This is a genomic window from Kitasatospora sp. LaBMicrA B282 (genome assembly GCF_050325825.1).
In the GTDB taxonomy this organism is placed as follows: Bacteria; Actinomycetota; Actinomycetes; order Streptomycetales; family Streptomycetaceae; genus Kitasatospora.
In genome coordinates this window covers 1-24,359 of record NZ_JBNQTI010000146.1, presented here as the reverse complement: position 1 = coordinate 24,359, position 24,359 = coordinate 1, and the positions used below count along the sequence as shown (strand labels likewise).

Sequence of the window (24,359 nt, the reverse complement as noted above, 5' to 3'; positions counted from 1 at the left end):
GGGGGGGGTGGGGTGTGGGGGGGTGGGGGGGGGGTGGGTTTCCTTCGCGGTGGGACCCCCCCCCCCCACCGCGAGGTCAGGCGACGTGCAGGGTCAGCGCGGCGGTGTGGAGCTGACCGGCGGTCTGGAACTGCAGGAAGGTCCGCCAGTTGCCGGAGGTGGCGAGTTCGGCGTGGAAGGCGAGGACCGGTCCGCCGTGGTCGCCGTCCACCCGGGTCTCGGGGTGGAGGTGGGCGAAGGCCTGATCCCCCTCGTGGAAGGCGCTGATGTGGGCGTAGGTGTCGAGGTACGGCTGGAGGTCGGTGACCGGCCGGCCGTCCTTGGTGATGGTGACGGTGAGCGGGTGGGCCATGCCGGCCATCGGCTCGCCCTGGACGGTGACGGTGTAGCCGTCGACCGTGGTGCTCGGGGCCGCGGCGGGCAGCGGGGTGTCCGTCGCCCGGCCGGGGACGGTGACGGTGCGGGACAGGACGTGGTCGGTGCCCTTGCCGGGGCCGCTGTCGGGGGTGAACGAGGCGTACAGCCGCCAGGTGCCGGCCTGCAGGGCGGCCAGGTCCACGCTCCAGGTGCCGTCGGCGGCCGGCACCGGGTGGACGTGCTGGTACCCGGTCAGGTCGGCGCGGATCGCGTAGAAGTGCATCGGCTTGGTCTGGTCGACGGCGAAGTCGGTGACGGGCCTGCCGTCCGGGCCCGCGACGGTGAAGCGGTAGCTGACCGCCTGTCCGGCCGGGAGGGTCGCGATCGTGGAGTCGAGGCGGTAGCCGTCCTGCTCCGCGGCGAGGCCGTTCCCGGCGGGTATGCCCATGCCCGGCATACCGTCCATGCCGTCCATGCCGTCGCCCGTCGAGGGCATCGGGCCCGACGGGGCGGAGGCGGCTGCCGAACCGCCGTGACCCGTGCCCGGCCTGGCGGGGGCCGTCGAGGAGGAGCCGCAGGCGGCCAGCACCAGGGCGAGCACAGCACCGGTGGCGGCCGCGGCCAGGGTGCGGCGGCGGGTGGTCGGGCGGGTGGTCGGGCGAGTGATCGAGCGCGTGGAGACGGACATCATGGGGATCTTTCGGTTTCGGGCGCGCCGGCATGGCGCGTGCGTGCGGGAGGCGGCTCGGCCGGCGCCGGTTCGATGAACCGGTTCCGGCGGGCTCCCGTCACGTCCGCGCGATGCACACCCGAATCAGCAGCTCCCGTCCACTCCCCGGCGGCCCCCGGCGCCGATGCAGCGGGGCGCCGGCCGGAAGGCCGCCGAGGACGCGCCCGGTGACCGGCAGGACGGCGAGCGCGAGCAGACCCGCCGGCGGCAGCGGGGTCCGCTCGCGCGCCGCAGTGGACACGCACGGTGACCCGGCCGCGTGGGGCACACCCGCCGGCTGCGCGGCGGCGCCGGCGGGAGCAAGGGCAGCCGGTTTCGCCGGATCCACCGACTCCGCGTGGCCGCCCGTCATCGACGCCGAGGCGCCCACGGCACCGTGGCAGCCGTCGGCGGCCGAGGCCGGGGCCCCGTGCATCAGGAAGAGCCCGAGCAGGACCGCGCACAGCGCGACCAGCCGGGCGATGCCCGCCTGCCGCTGCTGTCCACCGTCCATCGCCGTCGCACCTCTCCCGAGTCGGTCCTCCTGCGCCATGGTGGGCGCCGGAGCGCCACTATACCCCTGGGGAGTATCTGCACCCGGCGAGGCCGCCCCGCGGTGCCCACTCCCTGATCCTGGCCGCCCTCGACCCCTGCGCGCGGCCCGCACATCCCCGACATGGGCCGGACCGGCTGCGGTTGAATGGGGATCATGAGTTTCGAGATCCGACCCTTCGACGCGGCGGCGGCTGCCGACCGCGAGCTGTCCGAGTACCACCTCGCCAAGGCCGCGTCCTGGCAGCTGGACTTCCCCGAGGACCCGCCGGTCAGCTACGAGGCCGCGGTCGGACGGCTGCGCACACCCTGGCTGAGCGACGGAACATGCCGGTACTGGGCCGCCTACGCGAACGGCACCCTCGTCGGGCTGGGCAAGCTCGCCGTGCAGGAGGGCGAGAACAGTGCGATAGCGGACGCAGAGGTGACCGTGCATCCCGACGTCCGGCGTCAGGGCATCGGGACCGCCCTGCTGCGGGCCCTGCTGCCCGCCCTGCACGAGTCGGGGCGGTCCACGGTGAACAGCGCCGCGGTGAAGACCGGTTCGCCCGGCGCCTTGTGGGCGGAGCGGTTCGGGTTCCGCGTGGTGAACCGCTCGGTGGTCCAGACGCTGGTCATCGACGAGACGAAGCCGGAACTGTGGGACGTGCCGGTGCCCGCGGGGTACCGCCTGGCGCGCTGGATCAGTCCGGCGCCGGAGGAGCTGATCGACGCCTACGCGGCCGCCCGGGACGCGGTGCAGGACGCGCCGCTGGGTGAGTCCAGCGTCCGGCACCCCCGGTGGGACCGGGAGCGGATCCGCACGGAGGAGCGCACCCTGGCCGAGCAGGGGGCGCAGGAGCGGGTGGTGGTCGTGATCCACGAGGCCACCGGCGACATCGTCGGTGTCACCGGGCTCCTCGGCTACGCCTACCGCCCGGAGAACTGCTACCAGAACGACACCTCGGTGGTGTCGGCACACCGCGGGAACGGCCTGGGACGCACGGTGAAGGCGGCCATGATGCGCTGGCTCGTTGCGGAGCGGCCGGAGGTACGACGGATCCTGACCGGCACCAATGCGGACAACGTCCACATGATCGCGGTCAACGAGGCCCTCGGGTACCGGATCCTGCGCCGCCTGGACTGGCGGGAGACCACCACGGCGGAACTCACGGACGCGCTCGCCTGACACTTCCGGTCCGCGCCCCTCCTGTGCGGTGCCCACGCACCGGACACGAGGGGCACCGAGACCGACCGCACCAGCACCACACCGACGACACGCCCGGGCCGGCCCCGCGGGATCCGCTGGGCCGGCGACGGGCTCACGAGGGGAAGACCACGATGCAGCACATCAAGCTCGGTGACCTGGACGTCGCACGGATCGGCCTGGGGGCGATGGGCATGTCCCACGCCTACACCGGCGCCGGGGGAGACGACGCCGAGGCCGTCCGCACCGTGCACCGCGCCCTGGAGCTGGGCGTCAACCTCATCGACACCGCCGAGGTCTACGGCCCCTACACCAACGAGGAGCTCATCGGCCGGGCCCTCAAGGGGCGCCGGGACCAGGTGGTGCTGGCGACGAAGTTCGGCCTGATCTCCCACACCGGCCGCCCGAGCGGGCCCGACAGCAGCCCGGCCGGCATCCGCGCCGCCGTCGAGGGTTCCCTGACCCGGCTGGGCACCGACCGCATCGACCTGTACTACCAGCACCGCGTCGACCCCGACACCCCGATCGAGGAGACCGCCGGCGCGGTGGCGGAGTTGGTCGCCGAAGGCAAGGTCCGGTACTTCGGTCTCTCCGAGGCCGGCCCGGAGACCATCCGCCGCGCCCATGCCGTCCACCCGGTCACCGCGGTGCAGTCCGAGTACTCGCTGTTCACCCGTGACCCCGAAGCCCGTGTGCTGCCGGTGCTGCGGGAGCTGAACATCGGCTTCGTGCCGTTCTCGCCGCTCGGCCGTGGCTTCCTCACCGGCACGATCCGCTCCACCGACCAGTTCGACCCGAACGACTTCCGTCTGGACAATCCCCGCTTCGCGGGTGCGAACTTCCAGCACAACCTGCAGCTGGCCGACCGGGTCGCCGCGATCGCCGCCGAGATCGGTGCCACCCCGGCCCAGGTGGCGCTGGCCTGGCTGCTGGCCCAGGGCGATGACATCGCCCCCATCCCCGGCACCCGGCACGTCGCCCGGGTGGCGGAGAACGTCGCCGCCGACGCCGTCCGTCTCACCGAGAAGCAGCTCGGCAGCCTCACCGACCTTCCCCCGGCCGCGGGGGACACCCACAACGAGGCCCAGATGCGCATGATGGAACGCTGAATCGCTCCCCCCGGGGGACACGGCCGGGAACTCGAAAACGGGCTCCCGGCCGTCGCCGCCACCATCAACGCGACACCCGCAAGACAATCGGAGTGTCCGGGGAATGCACCACTCGCGAATTCTCCACTCAGGCAGCCGAGCGCGGAGTTCGGTCGTCCCGCACGGCCGGGGAAAACCTTGACCCTGTCTTCGGTTTGGTCATCGCGTCTTAAGGGTTCTCAGCTTCTGCGCCTGCCGGTGCCGACCAGCAGCCCGGCGAGCCACCCACCGGCCACCACCTGACGAGCCGTCATGAGACCTCGGGATCGGCCACAGCCCACCCGTCACACCGTCAACTCCCGTAACAGAAAAAGCCGGTGAATACTGACGCGGTATCAGAGCTCCAAGGACCGCCGAACCCCTGGGCAACAGCGGACGAACGCGAGACGAAAAACCTTGGATTTTGAAAAATCTACGCGCATCTACTTGTTCGGCCCCCGCTTTGAGGTGACCATACGGACGGCAGTCATCTGTCCATGCACCGTCATTGAGCGGAGGCGTATCAGTGAGGAAGTGGAAGAAGAGATCGGCGGGGGTGGCCCTGGCGGCCACCATCGCCCTGGGCGGGGCCTCGTTGGCCACCGCCCAGGGGGTCGCCGGGGTCGCGAAGCACCCCACCACCGGCGTCGGCTCGTGCACGTTGAGGGGCTTCAACCCGGCGACGACACCGGCGAACGCCAAGAACCTCCCGGTCGGCCAGCGTCCGATGACCTACAAGCCGGACGACGTCGACTGCACCGGCGCGGTGTTCGCCGCGCCCGGTGTGGAGTTCGCGAAGTTCCCGCAGCCGAAGGACTTCAGCATCACGGACAAGACCGTGATGAAGACGGCCAACGGCCAGCAGACGATCACGGGACAACCCACCGCGGCGGTGAACCCGACGGCGCCGTACTTCCCGCCGTTCCAGCACTTCGTGATCATCTACCGGGAGAACCACACCTTCGACGACTACCTGGGGGACTGCGCGACCACGATCAGCGCGGGCTGCAACGGCCAGGTGCAGAGCACCAACCACATCAGCTCGGTGCCGGACCTGCACTCGCTGGCCAAGACCTACTCGCTGTCCGACTCGTACAGCACCGGGGTCCAGCCGCCGTCCGGCCCCAACCACTGGTTCCTGTTCTCGGGGCAGTCCGCGTCCAGCAGCCAGCAGCAGTCGTACCCCGCGAACGGCACCCAGTTCGACCGCTTCCTGCAGACCGACCAGGGCCCCACGGACGAGGGCACCAACGCCTGCACCGCGCCGTCCGGGACCAGCAGCGGCACCAGCCCGTACTCGATGATCGTGAACGGCGACATCTACTGGATGCTCAACAGCGGCAGCGGCTACTGGAAGAACCCGGCCGACGGCAAGGTCGAGGTCCTCCCGCCGAACCGCCCGGGCACCAACATCCCCGAGGAACTGCACACCAACGAGTACACCTGCCAGAACCAGAGCCTGCCCGACAGCACGATCTCGAACGACTACCTGAACTTCGTCAACACCTACGGCATGCCGGCGTACAACTACGTCGAGCTGTTCAACGACCACCCGGGCACCTACCAGGACATCCCGGGCAACGACACCGCGACGAACAACATCGTCAACTCCATCATGACCAACCCGACGTACAAGGACAACACGCTGATCGTCGTCACCGAGGACGACACCCAGAACGGCAGCAACGGCTCGGACCACGTCAGCAACACCTACCGCGTGCCGCTGCTCGTGATCGGCAACCCGGCCTACGTCAAGCAGCACTACGTCTCGCACGTGGCGTACAACACGGCCAACGTGCTGGCGGCGATGGAACGCACGATGGAGAACGTGCACTCCGGCGTCATCGACCCGAACGACAACCTGGGCGCCTCCACCTTCCCGATGACGACCGCGGACCAGGCCGCGCTCGGCGACCCGCTCGAGGACTTCTGGGTCCAGGGTTCGACCCCGCTCTCCGCGACCGCCACGGGCTCCCCGACCACCGGCAACGCGCCGCTGACGGAGAACTTCACCGGCTCGGCCACCGGCGGCACGGCCCCGTACACGTACAGCTGGAACTTCGGTGACGGCAGCACCAGCACCAGCCAGAACCCGAGCCACACCTACACCGCCGCGGGCACCTACACCGCGACGCTCACCGTCACCGACGCCGCCTCGCCCGCCAACACCGCGACCTCGCAGGTGACGACCACGGTCAACGCCGTCGGCAACCCGCTGGCAGCCAGCGCCTCGGCCACCCCGACCTCCGGCCAGGTACCGCTGAGCGTCGCCTTCACCGGCACCGGCACCGGTGGCACCCCGGGGTACAGCTACAGCTGGGACTTCGGTGACGGCAGCACCAGCACCAGCCAGAACCCGAGCCACACCTACAGCACCGCGGGGACCTACACCGCGACGCTCACCGTCACCGACAGCGCCTCGCCGGCCAACACCGCGACCTCGACGGTGACCATCACGGCCTCGCCGATCGCCGCGACGCCACCGGGCGCGCCCACCGGCCTGACGGGCACGGCCGGCACCGGGCAGGTCGCGCTGAACTGGACCCCGCCGTCCAACACCGGCGGCGAGAACATCACCTCCTACAAGGTGTACCGCGGCACCACCAGCGGCGGTGAGACGCTGCTGACCGGCGGCGGCTGCAGCGGTCTGGGCGCCGTGACCTCGTGCACCGACACGGGGCTGACGGCCGGTCAGACCTACTACTACACCGTCAGCGCGGTGAACGGCGTGGGCGAGGGGGCGCAGAGCACCGAGGCCTCGGCCACCCCCACCGGCACCGGCTGCCAGGCCCAACAGCTGCTCGGCAACCCGGGCTTCGAGAACGGCGCGTCCAACCCCGCGCCGTGGACCGTCACCTCGACGCACAGTCCGGTCGACGTGATCAACAGCAGCAGCTCCGAGCCGCCGCACAGCGGCAGCTACGACGCCTGGCTGGACGGCTGGGGCAAGACCACCACCGACACCCTGGCCCAGACCGTGACGCTGCCCAGCGGCTGCACCACCTACAGCTTCAGCTTCTGGATGCACATCGACACGGCCGAGACCTCGACCACCACGGCCTACGACACCCTCAAGCTGCAGGTGCTGAACAGCTCCGGCACCGTCCTACGCAACCTGTACACCTACTCCAACCTCAACCACAACACCGGGTACTCGCAGCACACCTTCAACCTGAGCGCGTTCGCCGGGCAGCAGGTGACGCTGAAGTTCACCGGCGCCGAGGACTCCGAGTACCAGACCTCGTTCGTGCTCGACGACACCGCGATGAACGTCAGCTGAGCCCGATGAATCCGATCGGTCCGCCGCGTCCGCCGCGGCCGGTCTGATCGCGGACCCCGCCGGGTGGTGCACTGCGGTGCACCACCCGGTGCGGGGCGCGCACCACGCACCACGCGGCACACGTAGCGCGCCCGGAACCAGCTCTTCGGATCAGCTGAGCGCCGGCTGAGGAACGGATGGACGCACATGGAAACACCGGTCGCGGTGAGAGGCCGCGGCATCACCAAGGCCTTCGGTGATGTCGTCGCGCTCGACCAAGTCGACGTGAGCATCTCCCAGGGTCAGATCCACGGCCTGGTCGGGCCGAACGGCGCCGGCAAGACCACCCTCCTCGGCCTGCTCCTGGGTCTGGCCGTCGCCGACGAAGGCAGCCTGGAGGTCCTCGGTGCCCCGCTCGGACGCGGGCTGGCCGCACCCGACGGCGTCTCCGGGTTCGTCGACGGGCCCGGGCTCTACCCCACACTCACCGCGAAGCAGAACCTCGCGACGGTCGCCGCACTGAGCCCTGACGACGTGCCGACCCTGGGCGTCGCGGAGGCGCTGGAGCAGGTCGGACTCACCGGGGCCGCCGACCAGAAGGTCCGCGGCTTCTCGCTGGGCATGCGCCAGCGCCTGGGGCTGGCCGCGGCACTGCTGACCAGGCCGCGGCTGCTGGTGCTCGACGAGCCGTCCAACGGCCTGGACCCGGCCGGCAAGAAGCACGTGCACGGCGTCCTGCTCCGGCTCGCGGCCGAAGGCACCACGGTCGTCCTGTCGAGCCATCGGATGGACGACCTGGAGGCGCTCTGCTCCGAGGTCACGATCCTGGCCACCGGGCGCGTGGTCTTCTCCGGCCCGGTGACGAAGCTCTCCGACGAGAACCGCGAACTCGACTACCGGCTGCGGGCCTCGGACCCCGCCGCCGCCCGCGCGGTCGCGGCCGGAACGCCCGGCATCAGCCTCCTCGACGGCCACGACGCCGCGGCGCGACCGGACACCGACCTGCTCGTCGTCCGTGCCCGGGTGGCAGCCGTGGACGACCTGGTGGCCCGGCTGGTCCACGGGGACATCGCGGTACGCGAGTTGGCGCCGGTCGTCTCGCCGCTGGAAGCCGCCTTCCTCGCCCTGACCGAGCCGCTCGCCCGCACCGAGCAGGAGGCCGACCGATGACCCCGACCGTTGCCGCCGCCCCCACCGCCACCGCCGGGGCCGGGACCCCGGGCAGACGCGCGGTCCCGGTCGCCCGGATCCTCCGGATGGAGCTGGTCAAGCAGTTCTCCGCCTGGCGGGTGCGCCTGCTGCTCCTGCTCTGCTGGCTCGGCCCGGGCCTGCTGGTCTTCGGGATCGACCAGCAGAGCACCCTGCCGTCGGACACCCTGTTCGGCCGCTGGATGCACGCCACCGGCTGGGCCGGGTCGCTGGTGGTGCTCGGTGTCGCCGGCACCTGGGCGCTGCCGTTGGTCACCTCCATGGTCGCCGGCGACGTCTTCGCCTCCGAGGACCGGCTCGGCACCTGGCGCCACCTGCTCATCACGGTCCGCTCGTACCGGCGGATCTTCGCGGCCAAGGCGATCGCCGGCCTCACCGTGATCGGCCTGCTGGTGACGGGCCTGGCCCTCTCCGGCATCGTCGGCGGACTCCTGGCCGAGGGAAGCCAACCGCTGGTGGGGTTGGACGGCCACCTGCTCACCGGCGCCGACGCGGCCGGCGACGTGCTGCTGGCCTGGCTCTGCGTGCTGGCGCCGACGCTCGCCCTGGCGGGCCTCGGGCTGCTCGGATCCATCGCGCTGGGCCGATCCCCGATGGGCCTGCTGATGCCCATGCTCGCCGCCCTCGGGATGCAGCTCGCACAACTGCTGCCACTGCCGGTCGCCGTGCGCCTGGCGCTGCCCGGGTACGCCTTCGTCTCCTGGAACGGCCTCTTCGCCGATCCGCAGCAGCGCGGGGAGCTGCTGATCGGTGTCGGCGTCAGCCTGGCCTGGGCGGTCCTCGCGACGGTGCTGGCCTACCTGCTGTTCCTCCGCCGGGACTTCACCAACCTCAACAACGACGGCGCCGGACGCCGGGCGCTGACCCTGGGCGTCCTCCCACTGGCCGGATTGCTGGCCGCGACCATCTCGGTCGTCGCCGTGGTCACCGATGGGGGCGACTCCGGCATCACCCAGGACAAGGTGCAGCGCTCGATGGCCACGGCCTTCACCCACCTCTACCGGTACCAACAGGCGCAGATGCGCCAGCCGCCGGTCACCGAAGCAGAGCTGCAGACCTCCGCCAGCTGCGACAAGAGCGAGGGACTCGGCTCGCAGCAGGGGCCGGGCAACGACTGGCGCTGCACCGTCTCGTACAACGTCCCCGGCTACAACGCCACCGCCCAGGCCATCTACCAGCTCGACGTCTCCGCGACCGGGCGGTACATCGCCGACGGAGACGGACCGGTGCAGCTGAACGGCTACTTCCTGATCGTCAGCGGGGGACAGGCGGTGCCGAACCCGCTCTGGCAGTTCGACGGCAACGTCGACCTGCTCCCGGGCTGACGGTGGCGCAAAGCGAGTCCCGTTCGGTCGGTTTGACCACCTGTTAGCGTGTCCGGATGGAAGATCTTGGAACCATCGTCTGGCCGCCCGAGCCGATCAGGACCGAGCGGCTCGTGCTCCGTGCGCCCGAGGCCCGGGACCGTGCGGCGTTCGTCGAGCTGCTCGCCTCGTCGGAGGTGCACACCTACCTCGGCGGCCCCCGGCTGCGTGACGAGCTCGAGCGTGAGATACCCGCGGTGCCCGAGGAGTGGCCCGGCAGCTTCGTCGTCGAGCTCGAGGGGTCGATGATCGGCCAGCTCCTGCTCAGGAGGTCGCCGGGCGACCGTCGCCCGACCGCCGCGGGGAAGGTCGATCTCGGCTACCTGTTCCTGCCGGCGGCGTGGGGATTCGGGTACGCCGCCGAGGCGTGCGCGGCGGCACTCGACTGGCTCGCCGGCGTGCTTCCCGGCGAACCGGTGGTGCTCGCCACCCAGAGCGCCAACGTCCGCTCGATGCGCCTCGCGGCGAAGCTGGGGTTCGTCGAGGTGGAGCGGTTCGAGGCCTGGGGCGCCGAACAGTGGCTCGGCATGTGGTCCCCGGTCACGCCGAGCAGCTGAGTCTGCCGGGAACCGCCTGAAGGTCCTTGCCCAGCCACGCGCGGGCAGCCGGTCACCGCCGGCTGCCCGCGCGCATTTTTTTGCGCTCCGTGACCACTGCGCCGCCGGCGCTGCCCCGTAGAGCCTAACCGGATAGGTCATCCGAATGTGTGCTACCGTCCCGGATCAAGCGGATGAACTATCCGATTGTCGATCGGGGTGGAGGAACGCATGACGAAGACAGCCGTGGTGACAGCCGGAACGGGCGGCATCGGCTTGGAGACGGCGCTGGGCCTGGCAGCCGCCGGGTACGCGGTGACCGTGGTCGGACGCGACGCCGAACGGGGAGCCAGGGCGGTGGAGCGGATCAACGCGACCGGCCCGGCGCACCCCGGCCGGTTCCTCTCCGCCGACCTCGCCTCGCTCGACCAGGTGCGCGCGCTCGCCGACCGGCTTGCCGCCGCGGGCGAGCCGCTGACGGTGCTGGTCAACAACATCGGAGCGATGTTCGCGCAGCGACAGGACCTCGACGGCATCGAGGCGTCGTTCGTCGTCAACCACCTCTCGCCGTACCTGCTGACGGAACTGCTGCTGCCCGTGCTGACGGCCGGCGCGCCGAGCCGGATCGTGAACGTCACCTCGGGTGCGGTCGGGGTCGCCAAGCGGGTGTTCGACGCCGTCGAGCCGCCCGGCGGCTACTACGGCTTCCACTGGTACGGCCGCGCCAAGCTCGCCAACCTCGCCTACACGCTCGACCTGGCCGCCCGGCTGGACGGCATGGGCGTCTCGGTCCTCGCCGCCGACCCCGGAGGCGCCGCGACCGACATGACCGACGGCACGCTGACCGACCCGAAGATCGTCTCACCGGCGCTGCGCCTGCTCTGGCCGCTCGTGCGGCGCAGGTTCGAGCGCTCCACGTCCGGTCCGGCGTCGGTGGCCGCCCGGCCCTCGATCGCCGCCGCCACCGATCCGGCCCTGGCCGGCCGGACCGGCCTCGTCATCGGCCCCCAGGCCCACCCCGTCGCCCCGTTCCGCGCGGCAACCGACCAGCGCATCGCCGAGGCCGTGCGCCGGCTCAGCGAAGCCCACGCACCCCTGGCGGCCGGCGTGGGCGCGTGAGCACCGCTCGTCCGCGGGCCCACCACATGAGGACACGACCATGACCGACCGACACCAGGACACGACCATGACCAACGCACTCCCGACCGCCTCTGCCCCCTCAGCCGGCACCGCCCCCTCTGCCCGCACCGTCCGCGGCTCCGGACCCGGCCTCCTCCTCGCCCACGGCGCAGGTGGCAGCATCGAGGCCAACTACGGGCCGATCATGGCCGGGCTCGCCGCACGGCACACCGTCGTCGGGGTCGACTACCCGGGCTCGGGACAGACCCCCACGGCCGACACGCCCCTGGACCTCGACGTCCTGGCGGACCAGCTCGTCGCCGCCGCGGACGCCGAAGGACTCGACACGTTCGCCGTCTGCGGGTACTCACTCGGCGGCCCGGTCGCGATCCGCACCGCAGTCCGTCACCCGCAACGAGTCACCTCGCTCGTGCTGAGCGCGACCTTCGCCCGGGTGGACACCCGCACCGAGCTGGCCGCCGCGATCTGGCAGCAGCTCCACGCCGCCGGAGAGCACCTCGTGCTCGCCCAGTACCTGGCCCAGCAGACCCTGAGCGCGCCGGTGCTGAACTCCCTCACCCCCGCCCAACTGCGCACGGCCGCCGAGCAGACCGCCCCGGCGCTACCGCTCGGCACCGCCGCCCAGGTCGACCTGGTCCGCCGCGCCGACGTCCGCGCCGACCTCGCCGTGATCACCGTGCCCACCCTGGTCGTCATCACCACCGCCGACCCCCTGATCCCGGCCACTCTCCAGCGCGAACTGGCCGCGGCCGTCCCCGGCGCGCAGACCGTCGAACTCGCCACCGGGCACCTGCCCTTCCTGGAGCAGCCGAACCGGTGGGTGGAGATCATCACGGACTTCCTCGGTCGTGAGCCGGACCACCGGTGACACCCGCGGTGGGCGGGCCGAGCGGCCCGCCCACCCGCACGCCCACCCGCACGCCCACCGGGACGCCCCGCGTACGATCGGATGGCGAACCGACGGACAAGCGACCTGGACTCTCCCCATGACGACCGCACAGCTGCGCAAGGACGCCGCCCGCAACTGGGACCGGATCGTCGCCATCGCCCGCGACCTGGTCGACCAGGGCACCCCGTTGCAGCTCAACGACGTCGCACGCCGGGCGGGTGTGGGCGTCGGCACGGTCTACCGGCATTTCGCCACCCCCGAGGCGCTGCTGGAGGCCGTCGCCACCCCCTGCCTGGAAGCCCTCGCCGAACACGGCCGGCAGGCGCTGGCCGATCCCGACCCCTGGCGCGCGCTGCAGGGCTTCCTGTCCCGCACCGTCGAGGCGCAGATCACCGACGCCGCCCTGGCCCCGGTCGCCGCGGCGCACACGGACACCCTGCCGCGCACCACCGAACTCAAGCAGTCACTCGCGTCGGCCGGCACCGAACTCCTCGACCGGGCCCGCGCCGCCGCCGCGGTCCGCCCCGACCTCACCGCCACTGACCTGGTCCCCCTCATGTGCGGCATCGCCCACGCCGTGAACGTCCACGGCGGCCCCCAGCCCGACCGCCTCGCCACCGCACACCGCTACCTCGCCACCCTCCTCGAAGGCCTGCGCACCGCGTCGCCGAACGCGTAGGCGGGTGGCGGCCTCCTCACCCACATAGCGCGAAGGTGGCCCCCGGCGGGACCACCCTCTGCGGATGCGCTATCCGATGGCTCCTGTGATCAGGAGCACGTGTACGTCGTAGCCAACAAGAGAGCCGACCAGCTGAGCCAATTGAGGGGCTCGGGCCGCTTCTTCTCGTGTTGCCTGCCATGGCTGTGGCGGTGACTGCGGAATGTATGCGTCAGTGGACTCTCATGCCCAGCTCGCAACGCAGTTCACCATCGGTAATGTCCCACGTGTTCGGTTGACTTGTGCATCGACTTGGAATGCGCGCTATGCAGTTTTCCGCAACCTGCTTGAACTTCGATGCACGGTAGGGGCATCTCCTGCGGAGAGGTACCCACTACCAGTACGTCACAGAACCACTGGCTTGTCCATATGCCCAGGTACCTCGCCGGCCGGGCCGCCGCCAGGTGTCGGGGCGGCGGGGGAGCGGCGGGTCGGCCAGGGGTTGCACGTCCGCGGAAGCGCTGCCGCCCCAGCCCGGCCCCCACCTCGCCGAGCAGCGCCGCACGCTGCCTGCTGCCCGCGCAGCAGAACCCCGTTGCTCGCTGTCGAGCCCCCGTGAGAGCATCATGGCTCAGCGGTCCGGCTCCTTTCGCTTGTGCTTCGCACGGCAAACGAAAGAGTGCGGGCCGTTGCCATGTCCACGGTTTTGAGCAGGATCTGCGAATGGCAGGGACGGTTTGATGGGCAAGACAGAGCTGACGGAAGCCCGCCTGGAGCATGCGAGCAACATCCTGGTCGCGCCTTCGACGGTGCAGGAGCATGACGTGGTCAGGGAGTTCTTCGGGTCCACGATCACGCCGGAGGACCTTGCTTCTGCTTCGCCCGACCTCGCGCAGAAGACCGTCTACCTGTGTGGTGACATCTCCGGGATCCGTGGAAGTCAACTTCAGGCGGCCGAACGGGTGTTCGTGATCCGGGGGCTGTCGCACGGCTACCACGACGGCATCGACGAATCCTGGACCCTCGTCGACCTCGGCCGGGTTCCCGTCCGCGTCCACGGCGTCGGCGTGTACTACCGTCGCTTCTTCGGGCTGGACGCCGATCACTTCGGACGGATCCGTGCGGAGCACGAGTTCCAGTCCCTGACGGAGTCGACCAAGCCTGGAACGGCCCATCGCAGCGGAATCTATCTGACGCCCGTCACGCGGGACGGCGAGGAACTGCATTTCCGTCTGCTCCGGTGCTCCACGAATCTCTCGGGGCCGACCGAGAGCTTTCGTGCGACCGACACGCAGATCGTCGAGGACCTGAACCGCGAGGCCGCTGCCGTCTTTCGGGACCAGGCGCCGCTGAATCACGTTCTTGCCCAGGTCTACCACAACACCCTTGCCACGGCCGAGCGCAAGCAGTCCAAGGCCAAGATCTCGGCCCACGCCGACAAGACCAAGGACATGCCCGACAACGGCATCATGGCCTTCTGCACGTTCTACGACCAGCTCGACAAGCTGCAGCCCTTGGCCGAGGACGCTTTCGACCACGGCGTGAAGGGGGTCAGCGGGCTGACCAGGCTTCGGTTTCGTCTCAAGGATCCGACGGAAGAACGCGGCGGAGTCGAGTTGCCCGCGCAGTTCACCGTGACGCTCTACCCCGGCTCCGTGTTCTTCATGCCGCTGTCCACCAACCGCCGGTACACGCATGAAATCCGGCCCTCGATGTTGGACGCCGAGTTGCTCCCGACCCGCTTGGGATACGTGGTGCGCTGTTCGAGCGCCGAAGCCGTTCACAAGAACGGCGACACGTTCCTCAAGGTGGCCGGAGACCTGGTGAAGCTGGGGCCACCCACGCCGGACGGCATGAACGAGCTGCGCAGGCTGTACGCGGAGGAGAACAGGACCTCGTCCTTCATCGAGTACGGCGACCAGTTCCGCTTCAGCATGAACACGGGAGACTACCGTGCCCCTCGGGTCTAGGATCGCGGACGAGATCCTCTCGTGCGCCCTGCCGGCCGAGGAGGATCTCTTTGCGGAGCTGTCCGCGTCGGTCCATTGGGAAGACCTTGGAAAAGGCCGGCGAGGCGCTGTGCTTGCCAGGGTCGACGAGGCGGGTGGTGTGCCACTCGTGCGCACCACCACCCGATACGGCAGCCCGGCCCAGCGCTTCCGGCCGGTGCACGAACGGCTGGCGCAACGGATTCAGGAACGTGCGGCGCTTTCGGTCGGCTTCAACAACGCGCTCATCGAGTGCTACACGGACGCTTACCGAACCATGGGTGGCCATTCCGATCAGGCCCTCGATCTGGCCGACGAGTCGTTCATCGCCGTCTTCTCCTGCTACCAGCACCCTGATGCGGGCCCACCGCGGAAGCTGATCTTCGAATCAAAGGAGTCCGACGGCGAGAAGTCCGATGCCGAGAAGTCCGATGGCGAGAAGTTCGAGATCCCCCTCCACCACCACAGCATCGTCGCGTTCTCCGTCAGCTCGAATCGGCGGCTCAGGCACAGGATCGTCCTGGACGCACCCGCCCGGACACCGGACAACCAATGGTTGGGCGTCACCTTCCGAACGTCAAAGACCTTCGTCCGGTTCCGCGACGGACACGCGTACCTCCCACAGGGTGAGCGCCTCAGGCCGGCCGACGAGGAGCAGGCGCAGGAGTTCTACCGACTGCGGCGCCGTGAGAACAGGGAAACGGACTTCAGCTACCCCCCGCTGACGTACACCATCAGCGAAAGCGACCTGCTGCCGCCCCGCTGATTCACCTCAACCGCCCCGCCCGCCTCACCCCCCACCCGCCAGGGGATCGGCGGCCCGTGCAGCGGCGAAGATCCGGGCGCAGCGCTGCGTCATGGCCTCCGGGGACTGGTCCGGGTGGTTGATCCACCAGCGGACCAGCGCGGTGCACAGGCCGCGCCAGGCGTACTTGAGGGCGTCGGCGTCGAGCGGGTCGTCGGTTCCGGCCGCGCCCAGGAGCTCGGCGGAACCGGTGGCGGCGAGGTCGTCGATGGCGCGGCGGTGGTGGTCGGCGCGGCGTGCGGCCTCGCTGTCGGGCGGCAGCGTGGCGTCGTAGAGGACGAACCACGCCTCGCGCTGCCCCTCCAGCGTGGTGAACAGGGCGTGCAGCACGCGCAGGTGAGCGGGCGGTGCGCCGTCGGCCCGGTCGGCCATGGCGGTGCGGACGGCGTCCAGCAACCGCTCGCCGATCGGGTCGAGGCAGGCGAGGTACAGCGCCTCCTTGCCGCCGAAGTACTGGTGCAGCAGCGGCTTGGTGACCCCGACGTGGGCGGCGATGGCAGCCATGGTGGTCGCCTCGTAGCCGTGGTGGCCGAACTCCTCGGTGGCGGCGGCCAGGACCTGTCGCTCGCGCGTGGCCCTCGGCACCCCCTTGGTACCAGCCCGGGAACTGAGCGTTGTCATGGGAACAGATCTTACCCTAGGGTAATTTCCCGTTGGGTAAGTTCACCGGACCCCACGGGAGCATCGCCATGCCCGCTGTCCCCTCTCTCCCCGGCCCCTTCCTCCCCGCCGCCTCCGGCCCCGCCGCCTCCCGCACCCGCTGCTGGTGGGGCTGGGGCTACGCCGACGCCCAGCCGGACGACGCCGCCTGCGCCGCGCTGGGCGCACTGGTGCCGGGCACCCTGGCCCGGCCGCTGCCGCTGCCCCGGGCCGCCGACCTGCCCATGGCCCGGCCGCGCGTGTCGCCGCCGCCCACCCTGGCCCACCTGGTCACCGACGATCCTCAGGAGCGCGCCGCCCACGCCATGGGCAAGGCCTACCGCGACGTCATGCGGGCCCTGCGCGGTCGCCCCGGCCGGATCCCCGACCTCGTCGCCCGCCCGGCCGACGACCGGCAGGTGGCCGACCTGCTCGACTGGGCCGGCGAACACGGCGTGGCCGTCATCCCGTTCGGCGGCGGGTCCTCGGTGGTCGGCGGCGTGGAGTACCGCGGCGACGCCCACCGCGCCGTCCTGTCGCTCGACCTGACCTCGATGGACCGCGTCCTGGAGGTCGACACCGCCGGGCGCGCGGCCCGGATCCAGGCCGGAGCCCTCGGCCCGGTGCTGGAGGCCCAGTTGCGACCCCACGGGCTGACCCTGCGTCACTTCCCGCAGAGCTTCGAGTTCTCCACCCTCGGCGGCTGGCTGGCCACCCGCGCCGGCGGTCACTACGCCACCGGCCGTACCCATATCGACGACTTCGTGCAGTCCCTGCGCGTCGTCACGCCCGCCGGGACCAGCACCTCCTGGCGCCTTCCCGCCTCGGGGGCCGGGCCCTCGCCCGACCGGCTGTTCCTCGGCTCGGAAGGCACGCTCGGGGTCATCACCGAGGCCTGGATGCGCCTGCAGCAGCGCCCCGGCCACCGGGCGTCCGCGTCCGTGGCCTTCACCGACTTCCACCGTGCGCTGGACGCGGTGCGGGCCCTCGCCCAGAGCGACCTGGCCCCCGCCAACTGCCGGCTGCTGGATCCCGGCGAGGCCCTGTTGTCCGGCGCCTCGCCGGACGGCTCCAGCGTCCTGGTCCTGGGCTTCGAGTCCGCCACCGCCCCCGTCGACGACCGCCTCGCGGCCGCCCTCGAGCTGACCCGGGCCCACGGCGGCCGCGGCGCGGCGCCCGCAGCAGGCGGCGACGCCCCGGCCGACGCGGCCGTGCACGCCTGGCGGTCGGCCTTCCTGCGGATGCCGTACCTGCGCGACGGCCTGGCCCGGATGGGCGCCGTCGTCGAGACCTTCGAGACGGCTGCCACCTGGGACCGGATCCCCGCGCTGATCGACGCCGTTCGCACCGAGGTCGGCGCCGCGGCTGCGAAGGCCACCGGGCACCCGGCGACCATCAACTGCCGGCTGACCCACGTCTACCCCGACGGCGCCGCCCCGTACTTCACCGTGGTCGCCGCCGGCCGACCCGGCGACGAGGTCGCGGTCTGGGACGACCTCAAGGCCGTCGCGAACGACGTCCTGCACCGCCACCGCGCCACGATCACCCACCACCACGCCGTCGGCCGCGACCACCGCCCCGGCTACGACCGGCAACGCCCGGAAGCCTTCGCCCTGGCCCTGCGTGCGGTCAAGGACGCACTGGACCCGCGCCACATCCTCAACCCGGGCGTCCTGATCGACTGACGCGCGGCGACCGCGCGCCCCGGCACTGCCGGGCCGGGAGCGCCGGCAGCAGCCGGTCAGGTCGGCAAGTCCTGCTGGCCCACCGACGAATCGCCCGCACTTCTGGTGCTGGTCGGGCCGCTTGCCGTCGAGTTCGGCGGCGCACTGCCCTCGACAACTCGGGCTGTTCTTCGTCGAGGCAGTCGGACCGTCAGCAGTTTCGCGCGTGGCGCCAGCCGACGGCCCAACTCGAACAGCGACTCGGTCCGCGAGCGGTCCGTGTCCAGTACGGTGAAGAGATAGACGCCGAAGTAGAAGGTCATCGCCGCGTTGGCCAGGTCCCGGGGCGGGACCAGCTTGGCCAACGGGGTGCCGCCGATCACCCGTTGCAGCGTCGACTCGGCGAACTCCAGCCAGAGCTGTGCGTGTTCGACGATCGGACCGCGTAGCTCCGGTTTGGAGATGGCCGCGCCGACCAACTCGGAGAAGACGGCGATGTGCCCGCCCTCGATGTCGGCGCGGTAGATCCGCTCGGCGGCCTCGGTCAGTTCCTCCAGGGTGTGCGCCGCGGCGATGGTGGCGCGGTGAACCGCCAGACGCTCGGCGGACACTTGCCTGAAGGCGGCCAGCAGCAACGCGTCCACCCCGCCGAAGTGGTAGAAGACCAGGGCCGAGTTCACCCCGGCCTCCTTGGCGATCGTGCGGGCGCTGGCACCGCTGTACCCATGTGCGAGCAGGGTCCGAATCGCAGCCTCGATCAGCCGCGCCTTGGTCTGGGCCCCGCCCTCGACCGCTCCCGCCACCCCTGCTCTCCTCCCTTGCGCCGGTCCGGTGCGCTCCCTCATCATACGGTTTAATCGAGTGATTAAGACGTGCGCCCCGGCGGGGGACCGAGTATGACGGGGCATCAGGAGGCGGGGGACGCTCAGGTCCGGGACCGCCGAACGGAGGCGTGCAATGGACAACGAGAGCCCGGATCTGGCAGTACTGCTTCGGTTGGCTCGTGAGCGGATCGGCCTCACCCAACAGGAGTTGTCGGAATCCAGCGGCGTGAGCGTCCGTACCATCAGCCATCTGGAGTGCCGGGAGGTGGCGCGCCCGCGTGCCGCCACGGTCCGCCGGCTGGCCTCGGCACTCGGTCTTGACCCCGCGGCCGCGGAGAAGCTGCACATGATCTCGCGCGCACACGGCGGGGACTTCGCCGCCGTACTGTCGCGGGCGAGCTCAGGGGATTGGGACGGTGTGCCGGCGAGGCACGAGTGAGCCCGGCCCCGGTCGAAGTTGCGTGTGAACTGCCGGCTGATGGCCTGTCAAGGGACAGTGCCGCTGGCTAGGTTCATGTCGTGTCCCGGCGGTTGTCCGGAGCACTCCGGTACCGGACGGAACAGGTCCTTGGGCACGACGAACGATCGACTTCGGAAGGGAAGTAAGCGTGAAGAAGCTTGCCATGACCACGCGGGTGGTCACCGCGCTGGCGATCGCGGGTGTCGCCTCGCTGGCGGGCATCGGCTCCGCCAGTGCCTCCGCCGGGGGCGGCTGCCGGGACTGGGCCAACCCCGTCCCCAACGTCTACGTGCGGCCCTGCATCAGTGCCGGCGGTTCCAGCATAAACGCGAGCCTCTACCTGGACGGCAGCCGTCCGCTGTACGCGGCCTGGCTCAACCTGTACAAGCAGAACTCGTCCGGCGGATGGGACTACCAGGACCAGCGGTGGACCTACTGTGACAACCTCGCTGCCGGCAGTTGCACGGGCCTGGACAACGTCTCCTTCGAGGGCTACCCGCCCGGTACCTACTACGTCCAGGAGAACTTCGTCACCTCCGACAACCTCATGTCCGGGGGCGATGAGAGCCCGGTCCTGTACCTCAGCTACTGACGCCGAGGTTGCCGGAGGGGCACGCCGGTCCTACTCGACGGTGCGCAAGTCCAAGTCGGCCCGGGACCGTCCTCGGGGCCACGCTGTGGCCCCGAGGACGGTGGCATGACCGCCTGGCGAGCAGAGCTTCCGGCGGTTCCTACTTGGCCGAGGTCGAGCGGCGTCGGGTGACGACGAACAGGCCGGCGCCGAGCAGTGTTACGGCGGTGACGCCGATGAGGGCGAGCGTTCCCGTCCCCGTCGAGCCGGTCGACGGCAACGAGCCGCCGTGGGGGGAGCGGGTGGGTGCGGGTGTCGGGACCCGGGTCGGGGTCGGCACGGGGGTGGGTGTGGGCGTGGGCACGGGGGTGGGTGTGGGCGTGGGTGTGGGAACCGGCGTGGGGGTCGGGGTCGGCTCCGGTGTGGGGGTCGGTTCTGGGATCGGGGTCGGAGTCGGAGTGGGAGTCGGAGTCGGTGTGGGCGTCGGTTCCGGCGTCGGGGTCGGTGTGGGAGTGGGCGTCGGTTCCGGCGTCGGGGTCGGTGTGGGAGTGGGCACCGGCGTCGGCACCGGTGTGGGCGTGGGCGTCGGTTCCGGCGTCGGAGTCGGGGTCGGGGTCGGCGTGGGCGTCCCGGGGCAGTTGGTGGTGGCGTCAGGCTTGTTGTTGGTGCCGATGGTGCAGGTGTTGCCGAGGGCGGAGCCGGCGTTCACCGAACCGTTGTTGGTGGTGATGCCGATGGTGTTGCCGCCGCCGGTCCCGGCGTCGATGCTGCCGGTGTTGGTGTCGAGGGTGACGGTGTTGCCGCTCCCCGCGAGCGTGATCGCGGCGGTGTTGCCCTGGCCGGGCTGGCCGGCCGCGCCGGCGGTCGCGGTGCCGGCGGAGCCGGTGCCGCCCGGTCCGCCCTGACCGGCTGCCCCGCCGGTGGCGGTGATGGCCGCCTTCCCGCCGGCCGGCCCGGTGATGGTGGCGCTGTTGCCGTTGCCCCCGTCGCCGCCGGTGCCGCCCGCACCGCCCGGACCGCCGTTCGTGGTGCCTTGGGCGGAGTCGGCACCGATCCCGCCGTTGCCGCCCTTGCCGGCGGTGGCGGTGTAGCTGGTGGCGGTGATGGTGCCGCTGGAGGCGCCGTCCCCGCCGCGCCCACCCGTTCCGCCCGTTCCACCGACGGTGGAGAAGTTGGAGCCGAAGCTTCCGTTCCCGCCGTTGCCGCCGGTCGCGGTGACGGTGGTCGCGGTGACGTTGGTCCCGGCGATGCCGTCGCCACCGCGACCACCGGGCTGCGGACCGCTGTTGAAGGCGCTGCTGCCGCCCGCACCGCCGAGCGCCTGGAGCGTGGCGGCGTTCACGGTGCCGCCGATCGCGCCGGTGCCGCCCTTGCCACCGGTTCCGCTGCCGAGGCCCCCGGAGCCGCTGCCGTTGGCGCCGACGAGCTTGACCGTTCCGGGAAGGTCGGTGATGGTGCAGTTGACGGCGCCGTCGCCGCCGGGGCCGCCGATACTGCTGCCTCCGTTGTCGCCACCGGTCAGGGTGACGGTGCCCTTGGGCACGGTGATGGTGCAGTTACGGCCGCCCGCGCCGCCCGGGCCGGCACTGGGTACGCGCGGGTTGATGCCGCCGGTGCCTCCGGTGACGTTGACGGCGACGTCGGTGGCGGTCGAGTCGACGATGATGCTGCCCTGGAGGCCGTCCGCGCCGCCGTCGTTGAAGCGGCCGCCGGTGTTGCCCCCGGTCACGTTGATCTTGACGTTGCCGGTACCGGTGTAGTGCAGGGTGGTGCCGTTGGAAATGCCCGTGCCGCCCCCACCGGTCCCGTTGTTGGTGATGTTGACGACGCTGTCACCGCCGCCGAGCGTCCAGTCCTGCTGCAGGCCCTGGGTGCACGTGTAGGTGGTGGTCGTGCCCGAGGAGGCCTGGGTGCAGCCGGGTGGGAGCACGATCACGGGTGCGCCGGTGCAGTTGTAGGTGCTGCCGGGTGCGTTGTTGTACGTGATGTTGCAGGTGTTGCCGCCGGCGGAGCCGGCGTTGATGAAGCCGTAGTTGGCGAAGACGGTGATGGTGTTGCTGCCGCCGTTACCGGCGTCGAGCCTGCCGTTGTAGCCGACGGTGTTGGCGTTCACCGTGTTGCCGTTGCCCTTGAGGGCGATGGTGGCGTCGTTGCCGGCTCCGTCGTAGCCGGCCGCGCCGCCGCCGCTGCCGCCCGCGCCGCCCTTGCCGCCCTGGGTGCTGATCGTCGCGGCGGGAACCCCGCCGCCGGGAGCGGCCGTGGCGACCGCCCCGGCGTTGCCGGTGCCCGCGTTACCGCCGGCTGCGCCGCTGCCGCCGGCGCCGCCGTTGCCGCCGGTGGCGGTGAGGCTGTTGGGGTTCGGGACGGACCCGTTGGGGGCGGTCAGGGTGATCTTGTCGGCCAGGTTGCCGACCCCGCCGTCGCCGCCGGCGAAGCCGGCGCCGCCCTGTCCGCCGGTGGCGCCGTGCGCGGTGACGGCACTGGCGGTGATGGTGCCGGTGTACATGCCCGTCCCGCCGAGCCCACCCTTCTGGAGGGTGGCCGGGCCGCCGTCGCCGCCGGTGACGGTGACGGTGTCGGCGGTGATGGTGCCTCCGGTGACGCCGTTGCCGCCGTTGCCGCCCACGGGGTAGAAGTTGCCAGGGTCGGTGCTGCCGCTGCTGCCCTTGCCTCCGGTGCTGGTGACGGACCCTGCGGTGGCGGTGAGGGTGCAGCCGGTGCTGCCGTTCCCGCCGGCCTCGCCGCCGGCCTTGTCGGTCGTGGCGTCGCCGCCCTGCAGGGTGATGGTGCCGCGCGGGATGGTGATGGTGCCGCCGGCGCAGGCGGGGCTACCGATGCCGCCGAGGGTGCCGCCGCCGCCCGTGCCACCGATCACGGTGACGGTGGCGTTGGTGGCAGTGGCGGCGACGTTGATGGTGCCGAGGTTGAGACCGGCTCCGCCGGGCGCGGAGTTGTCGCCGGCCGCCCCGCCCTTGACGTTGATGGTGACCGCGCCGTTGCCGGTGTACGAGAGGGTGACGTTCTGCTCGATGCCGTTCTTGGCGGGATCGCTGTTGCTGATGTCGACCACGGTGTCGCCACCGCCGATGGTCCAGTTCTGGGTCAGGCCCTGGGTGCAGGTGTAGGTGGTGGTCGTGCCCGCGGTGGACTGGGTGCAGCCTGCGGGCAGGGCATCGGCGTGGGCCAGGCCCGGAACGATGGTCAGGGTGGCGCCCAGCAGTGCCACGGCCAGTGGCGGCAGGGTGCTGCGGGCGAGGAGCGATGGGGTGGGCATGGCGCGGGTTCGGTCTCCGATCCGGTGGGCCGGCGGGACGGCGCAGCCCAGGTGGTCACAGTTCGTGTTGGATGAACACGTACAGTGATGAACGTTAGTGCGACTGACTTCCTGGTTCGGGAAGCCACGCACCGGCGTTCGGATGGCGGCTGAGTGACGCCGCTGCCTCCAGGGGGTCGCGGCGAGCCCGGATCCCGTCCCGGCGGCCCCGCGCCGCCTTCGGCGAACCGATCGGCCTGGCTCTGAGGGACGCTGACGGTCCGTTCGACCCCTCGTCCGGCGGGCAGCCGAACGGCTCAGGGGGTGACCCCTGGGGCGCGCGTTAGTGGTTGCACCGGGCCTTCGACTCGCCACGTGACGCACTGCTCCTCGACAGCGGCCACCAGACCTACGTGCACAAGATCCTCACCGGCCGGGAGAAGGCCTTCGACGGGCCGCGGCGGGCAGGCGGCCTGACCGGCCGGTCACGGCCACACCGCGGTCGAGGAAGTGGTGACCGGCACCGAGGGCCGGCGCTTGGCCCTGCCGAGGGACCTCTGAGCAGCCGCCCGGCGCACAGCCCCGCGCCGGGCCGGCGTCACCCGCGCGGGTCCGGCCGCTTGTCCGGGGCTCGGGCGGCACGCGTGATGGCGAGGAGGGTCTGGTCGTCGTCGGCGGCGCTGTGGTCGGTGTGGGTGGCGATGTCGGTGAGGAGGGCGCTGAGGAGGTCTTCCGGAGTGGCGAAGGTGCGGCCGGCGAGGAAGGTCTCCGGGGTGTAGAAGGCGCCGGTCGCGTCACGGGCCTCGGTGATGCCGTCGGTGAAGAGCAGGAGGGTCGCGCCGGTGGGCAGCGGGATGCGTTGGGGGTGGTGGCCGTCGGTGGCGCGGAGGTCGGCCATGCCGAGGGGGAGGTCGAAGGCGGGGGGGTCGAGCAGGCGGGCGGTGCCGTCGGTGAGCAGGATGGGAGCCGGGTGCCCGCGGTTGACCAGGTCGACGTAGGAGCCGTCGGGGGCGAACTGGGCGATGATCGCGGTGGCGAAGGCCTCCGGGTCCTCGGTGTCGCCGCGGCGGCGGATGTCGCGGTCGAGGGCGTGCTCGATCGACTCGACGAGGTAGTCGAGGCGGGGCACGAGCTCGGCCAGCACCCGGAAGGCCCCCAGGATGATGGTG

At 71.3% G+C, this 24,359-nt stretch carries 20 protein-coding genes and 1 pseudogene; 15 read left to right on the top strand and 6 right to left on the bottom strand.

All coding sequences use genetic code 11. The features are described from left to right. Positions 1 to 76 precede the first annotated feature (76 nt). Together ACQRUO_RS30290 and ACQRUO_RS30285 are read right to left on the bottom strand one after the other, a co-directional pair. Complete coding sequence (locus ACQRUO_RS30290; RefSeq protein WP_428319304.1) at positions 77 to 1,045, bottom strand: hypothetical protein; 969 nt, start codon at positions 1,043 to 1,045, stop codon at positions 77 to 79. A gap of 100 nt (positions 1,046 to 1,145) precedes the next feature. Further along, complete coding sequence (locus tag ACQRUO_RS30285; RefSeq protein ID WP_428319303.1) at positions 1,146 to 1,580, bottom strand: hypothetical protein; 435 nt, start codon at positions 1,578 to 1,580, stop codon at positions 1,146 to 1,148. Positions 1,581 to 1,775: 195 nt separating this feature from the next. Here ACQRUO_RS30285 and ACQRUO_RS30280 point away from each other — a divergent pair, with 195 nt between their 5' ends. The 11 genes from ACQRUO_RS30280 (at position 1,776) to ACQRUO_RS30230 (ending at position 15,740) form a co-directional block, all read left to right on the top strand. Next, positions 1,776 to 2,786 (top strand): GNAT family N-acetyltransferase, encoded by a 1,011-nt coding sequence (locus tag ACQRUO_RS30280; RefSeq protein WP_428319302.1) that lies wholly within the window; start codon positions 1,776 to 1,778, stop codon positions 2,784 to 2,786. Positions 2,787 to 2,938: 152 nt separating this feature from the next. After that, positions 2,939 to 3,913, top strand: a complete 975-nt coding sequence (locus tag ACQRUO_RS30275; protein ID WP_428319301.1) for an aldo/keto reductase — start codon at positions 2,939 to 2,941, stop codon at positions 3,911 to 3,913. A gap of 544 nt (positions 3,914 to 4,457) precedes the next feature. Further along, a complete protein-coding gene (locus ACQRUO_RS30270; protein WP_428319300.1) occupies positions 4,458 to 7,211 on the top strand; it encodes a PKD domain-containing protein in 2,754 nt (917 codons plus the stop codon). Between the two features lie 186 nt (positions 7,212 to 7,397). Then, a complete protein-coding gene (locus ACQRUO_RS30265) occupies positions 7,398 to 8,360 on the top strand; it encodes an ABC transporter ATP-binding protein (protein ID WP_428319299.1) in 963 nt (320 codons plus the stop codon). Continuing rightward, a complete protein-coding gene (locus ACQRUO_RS30260; protein WP_428319298.1) occupies positions 8,357 to 9,724 on the top strand; it encodes an ABC transporter permease in 1,368 nt (455 codons plus the stop codon). The genes ACQRUO_RS30265 and ACQRUO_RS30260 overlap by 4 nt, the downstream gene beginning before the upstream one ends. Before the next feature lie 56 nt (positions 9,725 to 9,780). Further along, entirely contained in the window at positions 9,781 to 10,320 is a 540-nt protein-coding gene (locus tag ACQRUO_RS30255) for a GNAT family N-acetyltransferase (protein ID WP_428319297.1), read from the top strand. Between the two features lie 210 nt (positions 10,321 to 10,530). After that, positions 10,531 to 11,418: an SDR family NAD(P)-dependent oxidoreductase gene (locus tag ACQRUO_RS30250; RefSeq protein WP_428319296.1), complete on the top strand. Its 888-nt coding sequence runs from the start codon at positions 10,531 to 10,533 to the stop codon at positions 11,416 to 11,418. Between the two features lie 40 nt (positions 11,419 to 11,458). Continuing rightward, the gene (locus ACQRUO_RS30245; RefSeq protein WP_428319295.1) at positions 11,459 to 12,307 is read left to right on the top strand and encodes an alpha/beta fold hydrolase; all 849 of its coding nucleotides are present in this window, start codon (positions 11,459 to 11,461) and stop codon (positions 12,305 to 12,307) included. Positions 12,308 to 12,425: 118 nt separating this feature from the next. After that, positions 12,426 to 13,007 (top strand): TetR/AcrR family transcriptional regulator, encoded by a 582-nt coding sequence (locus tag ACQRUO_RS30240; RefSeq protein ID WP_428319294.1) that lies wholly within the window; start codon positions 12,426 to 12,428, stop codon positions 13,005 to 13,007. A 719-nt stretch (positions 13,008 to 13,726) separates the two neighbouring features. Then, entirely contained in the window at positions 13,727 to 14,956 is a 1,230-nt protein-coding gene (locus tag ACQRUO_RS30235) for a hypothetical protein (RefSeq protein ID WP_428319293.1), read from the top strand. Then, complete coding sequence (locus ACQRUO_RS30230) at positions 14,940 to 15,740, top strand: alpha-ketoglutarate-dependent dioxygenase AlkB (protein ID WP_428319292.1); 801 nt, start codon at positions 14,940 to 14,942, stop codon at positions 15,738 to 15,740. The genes ACQRUO_RS30235 and ACQRUO_RS30230 overlap by 17 nt, the downstream gene beginning before the upstream one ends. Positions 15,741 to 15,764: 24 nt before the next feature. Here the strand turns inward: ACQRUO_RS30230 and ACQRUO_RS30225 are convergent, their stop codons facing one another. After that, on the bottom strand, positions 15,765 to 16,400 hold the full coding sequence (locus ACQRUO_RS30225) for a TetR/AcrR family transcriptional regulator (RefSeq protein ID WP_428319291.1): 636 nt from the start codon (positions 16,398 to 16,400) through the stop codon (positions 15,765 to 15,767). Positions 16,401 to 16,468: 68 nt separating this feature from the next. On the opposite strand from ACQRUO_RS30225, the gene ACQRUO_RS30220 reads away from it, so the two are divergent. Next, complete coding sequence (locus tag ACQRUO_RS30220) at positions 16,469 to 18,103, top strand: FAD-binding oxidoreductase (protein ID WP_428319290.1); 1,635 nt, start codon at positions 16,469 to 16,471, stop codon at positions 18,101 to 18,103. Between the two features lie 56 nt (positions 18,104 to 18,159). Here the strand turns inward: ACQRUO_RS30220 and ACQRUO_RS30215 are convergent, their stop codons facing one another. Next, complete coding sequence (locus ACQRUO_RS30215) at positions 18,160 to 18,885, bottom strand: TetR/AcrR family transcriptional regulator (RefSeq protein ID WP_428319289.1); 726 nt, start codon at positions 18,883 to 18,885, stop codon at positions 18,160 to 18,162. A gap of 154 nt (positions 18,886 to 19,039) precedes the next feature. Between ACQRUO_RS30215 and ACQRUO_RS30210 the strand changes: the two genes are divergently transcribed. Beyond that, a complete protein-coding gene (locus ACQRUO_RS30210; protein ID WP_428319288.1) occupies positions 19,040 to 19,345 on the top strand; it encodes a helix-turn-helix domain-containing protein in 306 nt (101 codons plus the stop codon). A gap of 169 nt (positions 19,346 to 19,514) precedes the next feature. Beyond that, a complete protein-coding gene (locus tag ACQRUO_RS30205; RefSeq protein ID WP_428319287.1) occupies positions 19,515 to 19,958 on the top strand; it encodes a hypothetical protein in 444 nt (147 codons plus the stop codon). A 139-nt stretch (positions 19,959 to 20,097) separates the two neighbouring features. Here ACQRUO_RS30205 and ACQRUO_RS30200 read toward each other — a convergent pair whose 3' ends face one another. Beyond that, the gene (locus ACQRUO_RS30200; protein WP_428319286.1) at positions 20,098 to 23,211 is read right to left on the bottom strand and encodes a beta strand repeat-containing protein; all 3,114 of its coding nucleotides are present in this window, start codon (positions 23,209 to 23,211) and stop codon (positions 20,098 to 20,100) included. A gap of 329 nt (positions 23,212 to 23,540) precedes the next feature. Between ACQRUO_RS30200 and ACQRUO_RS30195 the strand changes: the two are divergent. Beyond that, positions 23,541 to 23,666 (top strand): annotated as a pseudogene (locus ACQRUO_RS30195) (1-deoxy-D-xylulose-5-phosphate synthase N-terminal domain-containing protein); the annotation flags it as partial. A gap of 122 nt (positions 23,667 to 23,788) precedes the next feature. Here the strand turns inward: ACQRUO_RS30195 and ACQRUO_RS30190 are convergent. After that, on the bottom strand, positions 23,789 to 24,359 hold a 571-nt coding region (locus tag ACQRUO_RS30190; RefSeq protein ID WP_428319285.1), incomplete at its 5' end, for a PP2C family protein-serine/threonine phosphatase.

Coding starts and splice junctions, on each gene's coding strand:
- ACQRUO_RS30250 (WP_428319296.1), top strand. CDS start 10,531: ATGACGAAGACAGCCGTGGTGACAGCCGGAACGGGCGGCATCGGCTTG.
- ACQRUO_RS30225 (WP_428319291.1), bottom strand. CDS start 16,400: ATGACAACGCTCAGTTCCCGGGCTGGTACCAAGGGGGTGCCGAGGGCC.
- ACQRUO_RS30275 (WP_428319301.1), top strand. CDS start 2,939: ATGCAGCACATCAAGCTCGGTGACCTGGACGTCGCACGGATCGGCCTG.
- ACQRUO_RS30200 (WP_428319286.1), bottom strand. CDS start 23,211: ATGCCCACCCCATCGCTCCTCGCCCGCAGCACCCTGCCGCCACTGGCC.
- ACQRUO_RS30255 (WP_428319297.1), top strand. CDS start 9,781: ATGGAAGATCTTGGAACCATCGTCTGGCCGCCCGAGCCGATCAGGACC.
- ACQRUO_RS30280 (WP_428319302.1), top strand. CDS start 1,776: ATGAGTTTCGAGATCCGACCCTTCGACGCGGCGGCGGCTGCCGACCGC.
- ACQRUO_RS30235 (WP_428319293.1), top strand. CDS start 13,727: ATGGGCAAGACAGAGCTGACGGAAGCCCGCCTGGAGCATGCGAGCAAC.
- ACQRUO_RS30240 (WP_428319294.1), top strand. CDS start 12,426: ATGACGACCGCACAGCTGCGCAAGGACGCCGCCCGCAACTGGGACCGG.
- ACQRUO_RS30290 (WP_428319304.1), bottom strand. CDS start 1,045: ATGTCCGTCTCCACGCGCTCGATCACTCGCCCGACCACCCGCCCGACC.
- ACQRUO_RS30220 (WP_428319290.1), top strand. CDS start 16,469: ATGCCCGCTGTCCCCTCTCTCCCCGGCCCCTTCCTCCCCGCCGCCTCC.
- ACQRUO_RS30210 (WP_428319288.1), top strand. CDS start 19,040: ATGGACAACGAGAGCCCGGATCTGGCAGTACTGCTTCGGTTGGCTCGT.
- ACQRUO_RS30265 (WP_428319299.1), top strand. CDS start 7,398: ATGGAAACACCGGTCGCGGTGAGAGGCCGCGGCATCACCAAGGCCTTC.
- ACQRUO_RS30285 (WP_428319303.1), bottom strand. CDS start 1,580: ATGGACGGTGGACAGCAGCGGCAGGCGGGCATCGCCCGGCTGGTCGCG.
- ACQRUO_RS30260 (WP_428319298.1), top strand. CDS start 8,357: ATGACCCCGACCGTTGCCGCCGCCCCCACCGCCACCGCCGGGGCCGGG.
- ACQRUO_RS30245 (WP_428319295.1), top strand. CDS start 11,459: ATGACCGACCGACACCAGGACACGACCATGACCAACGCACTCCCGACC.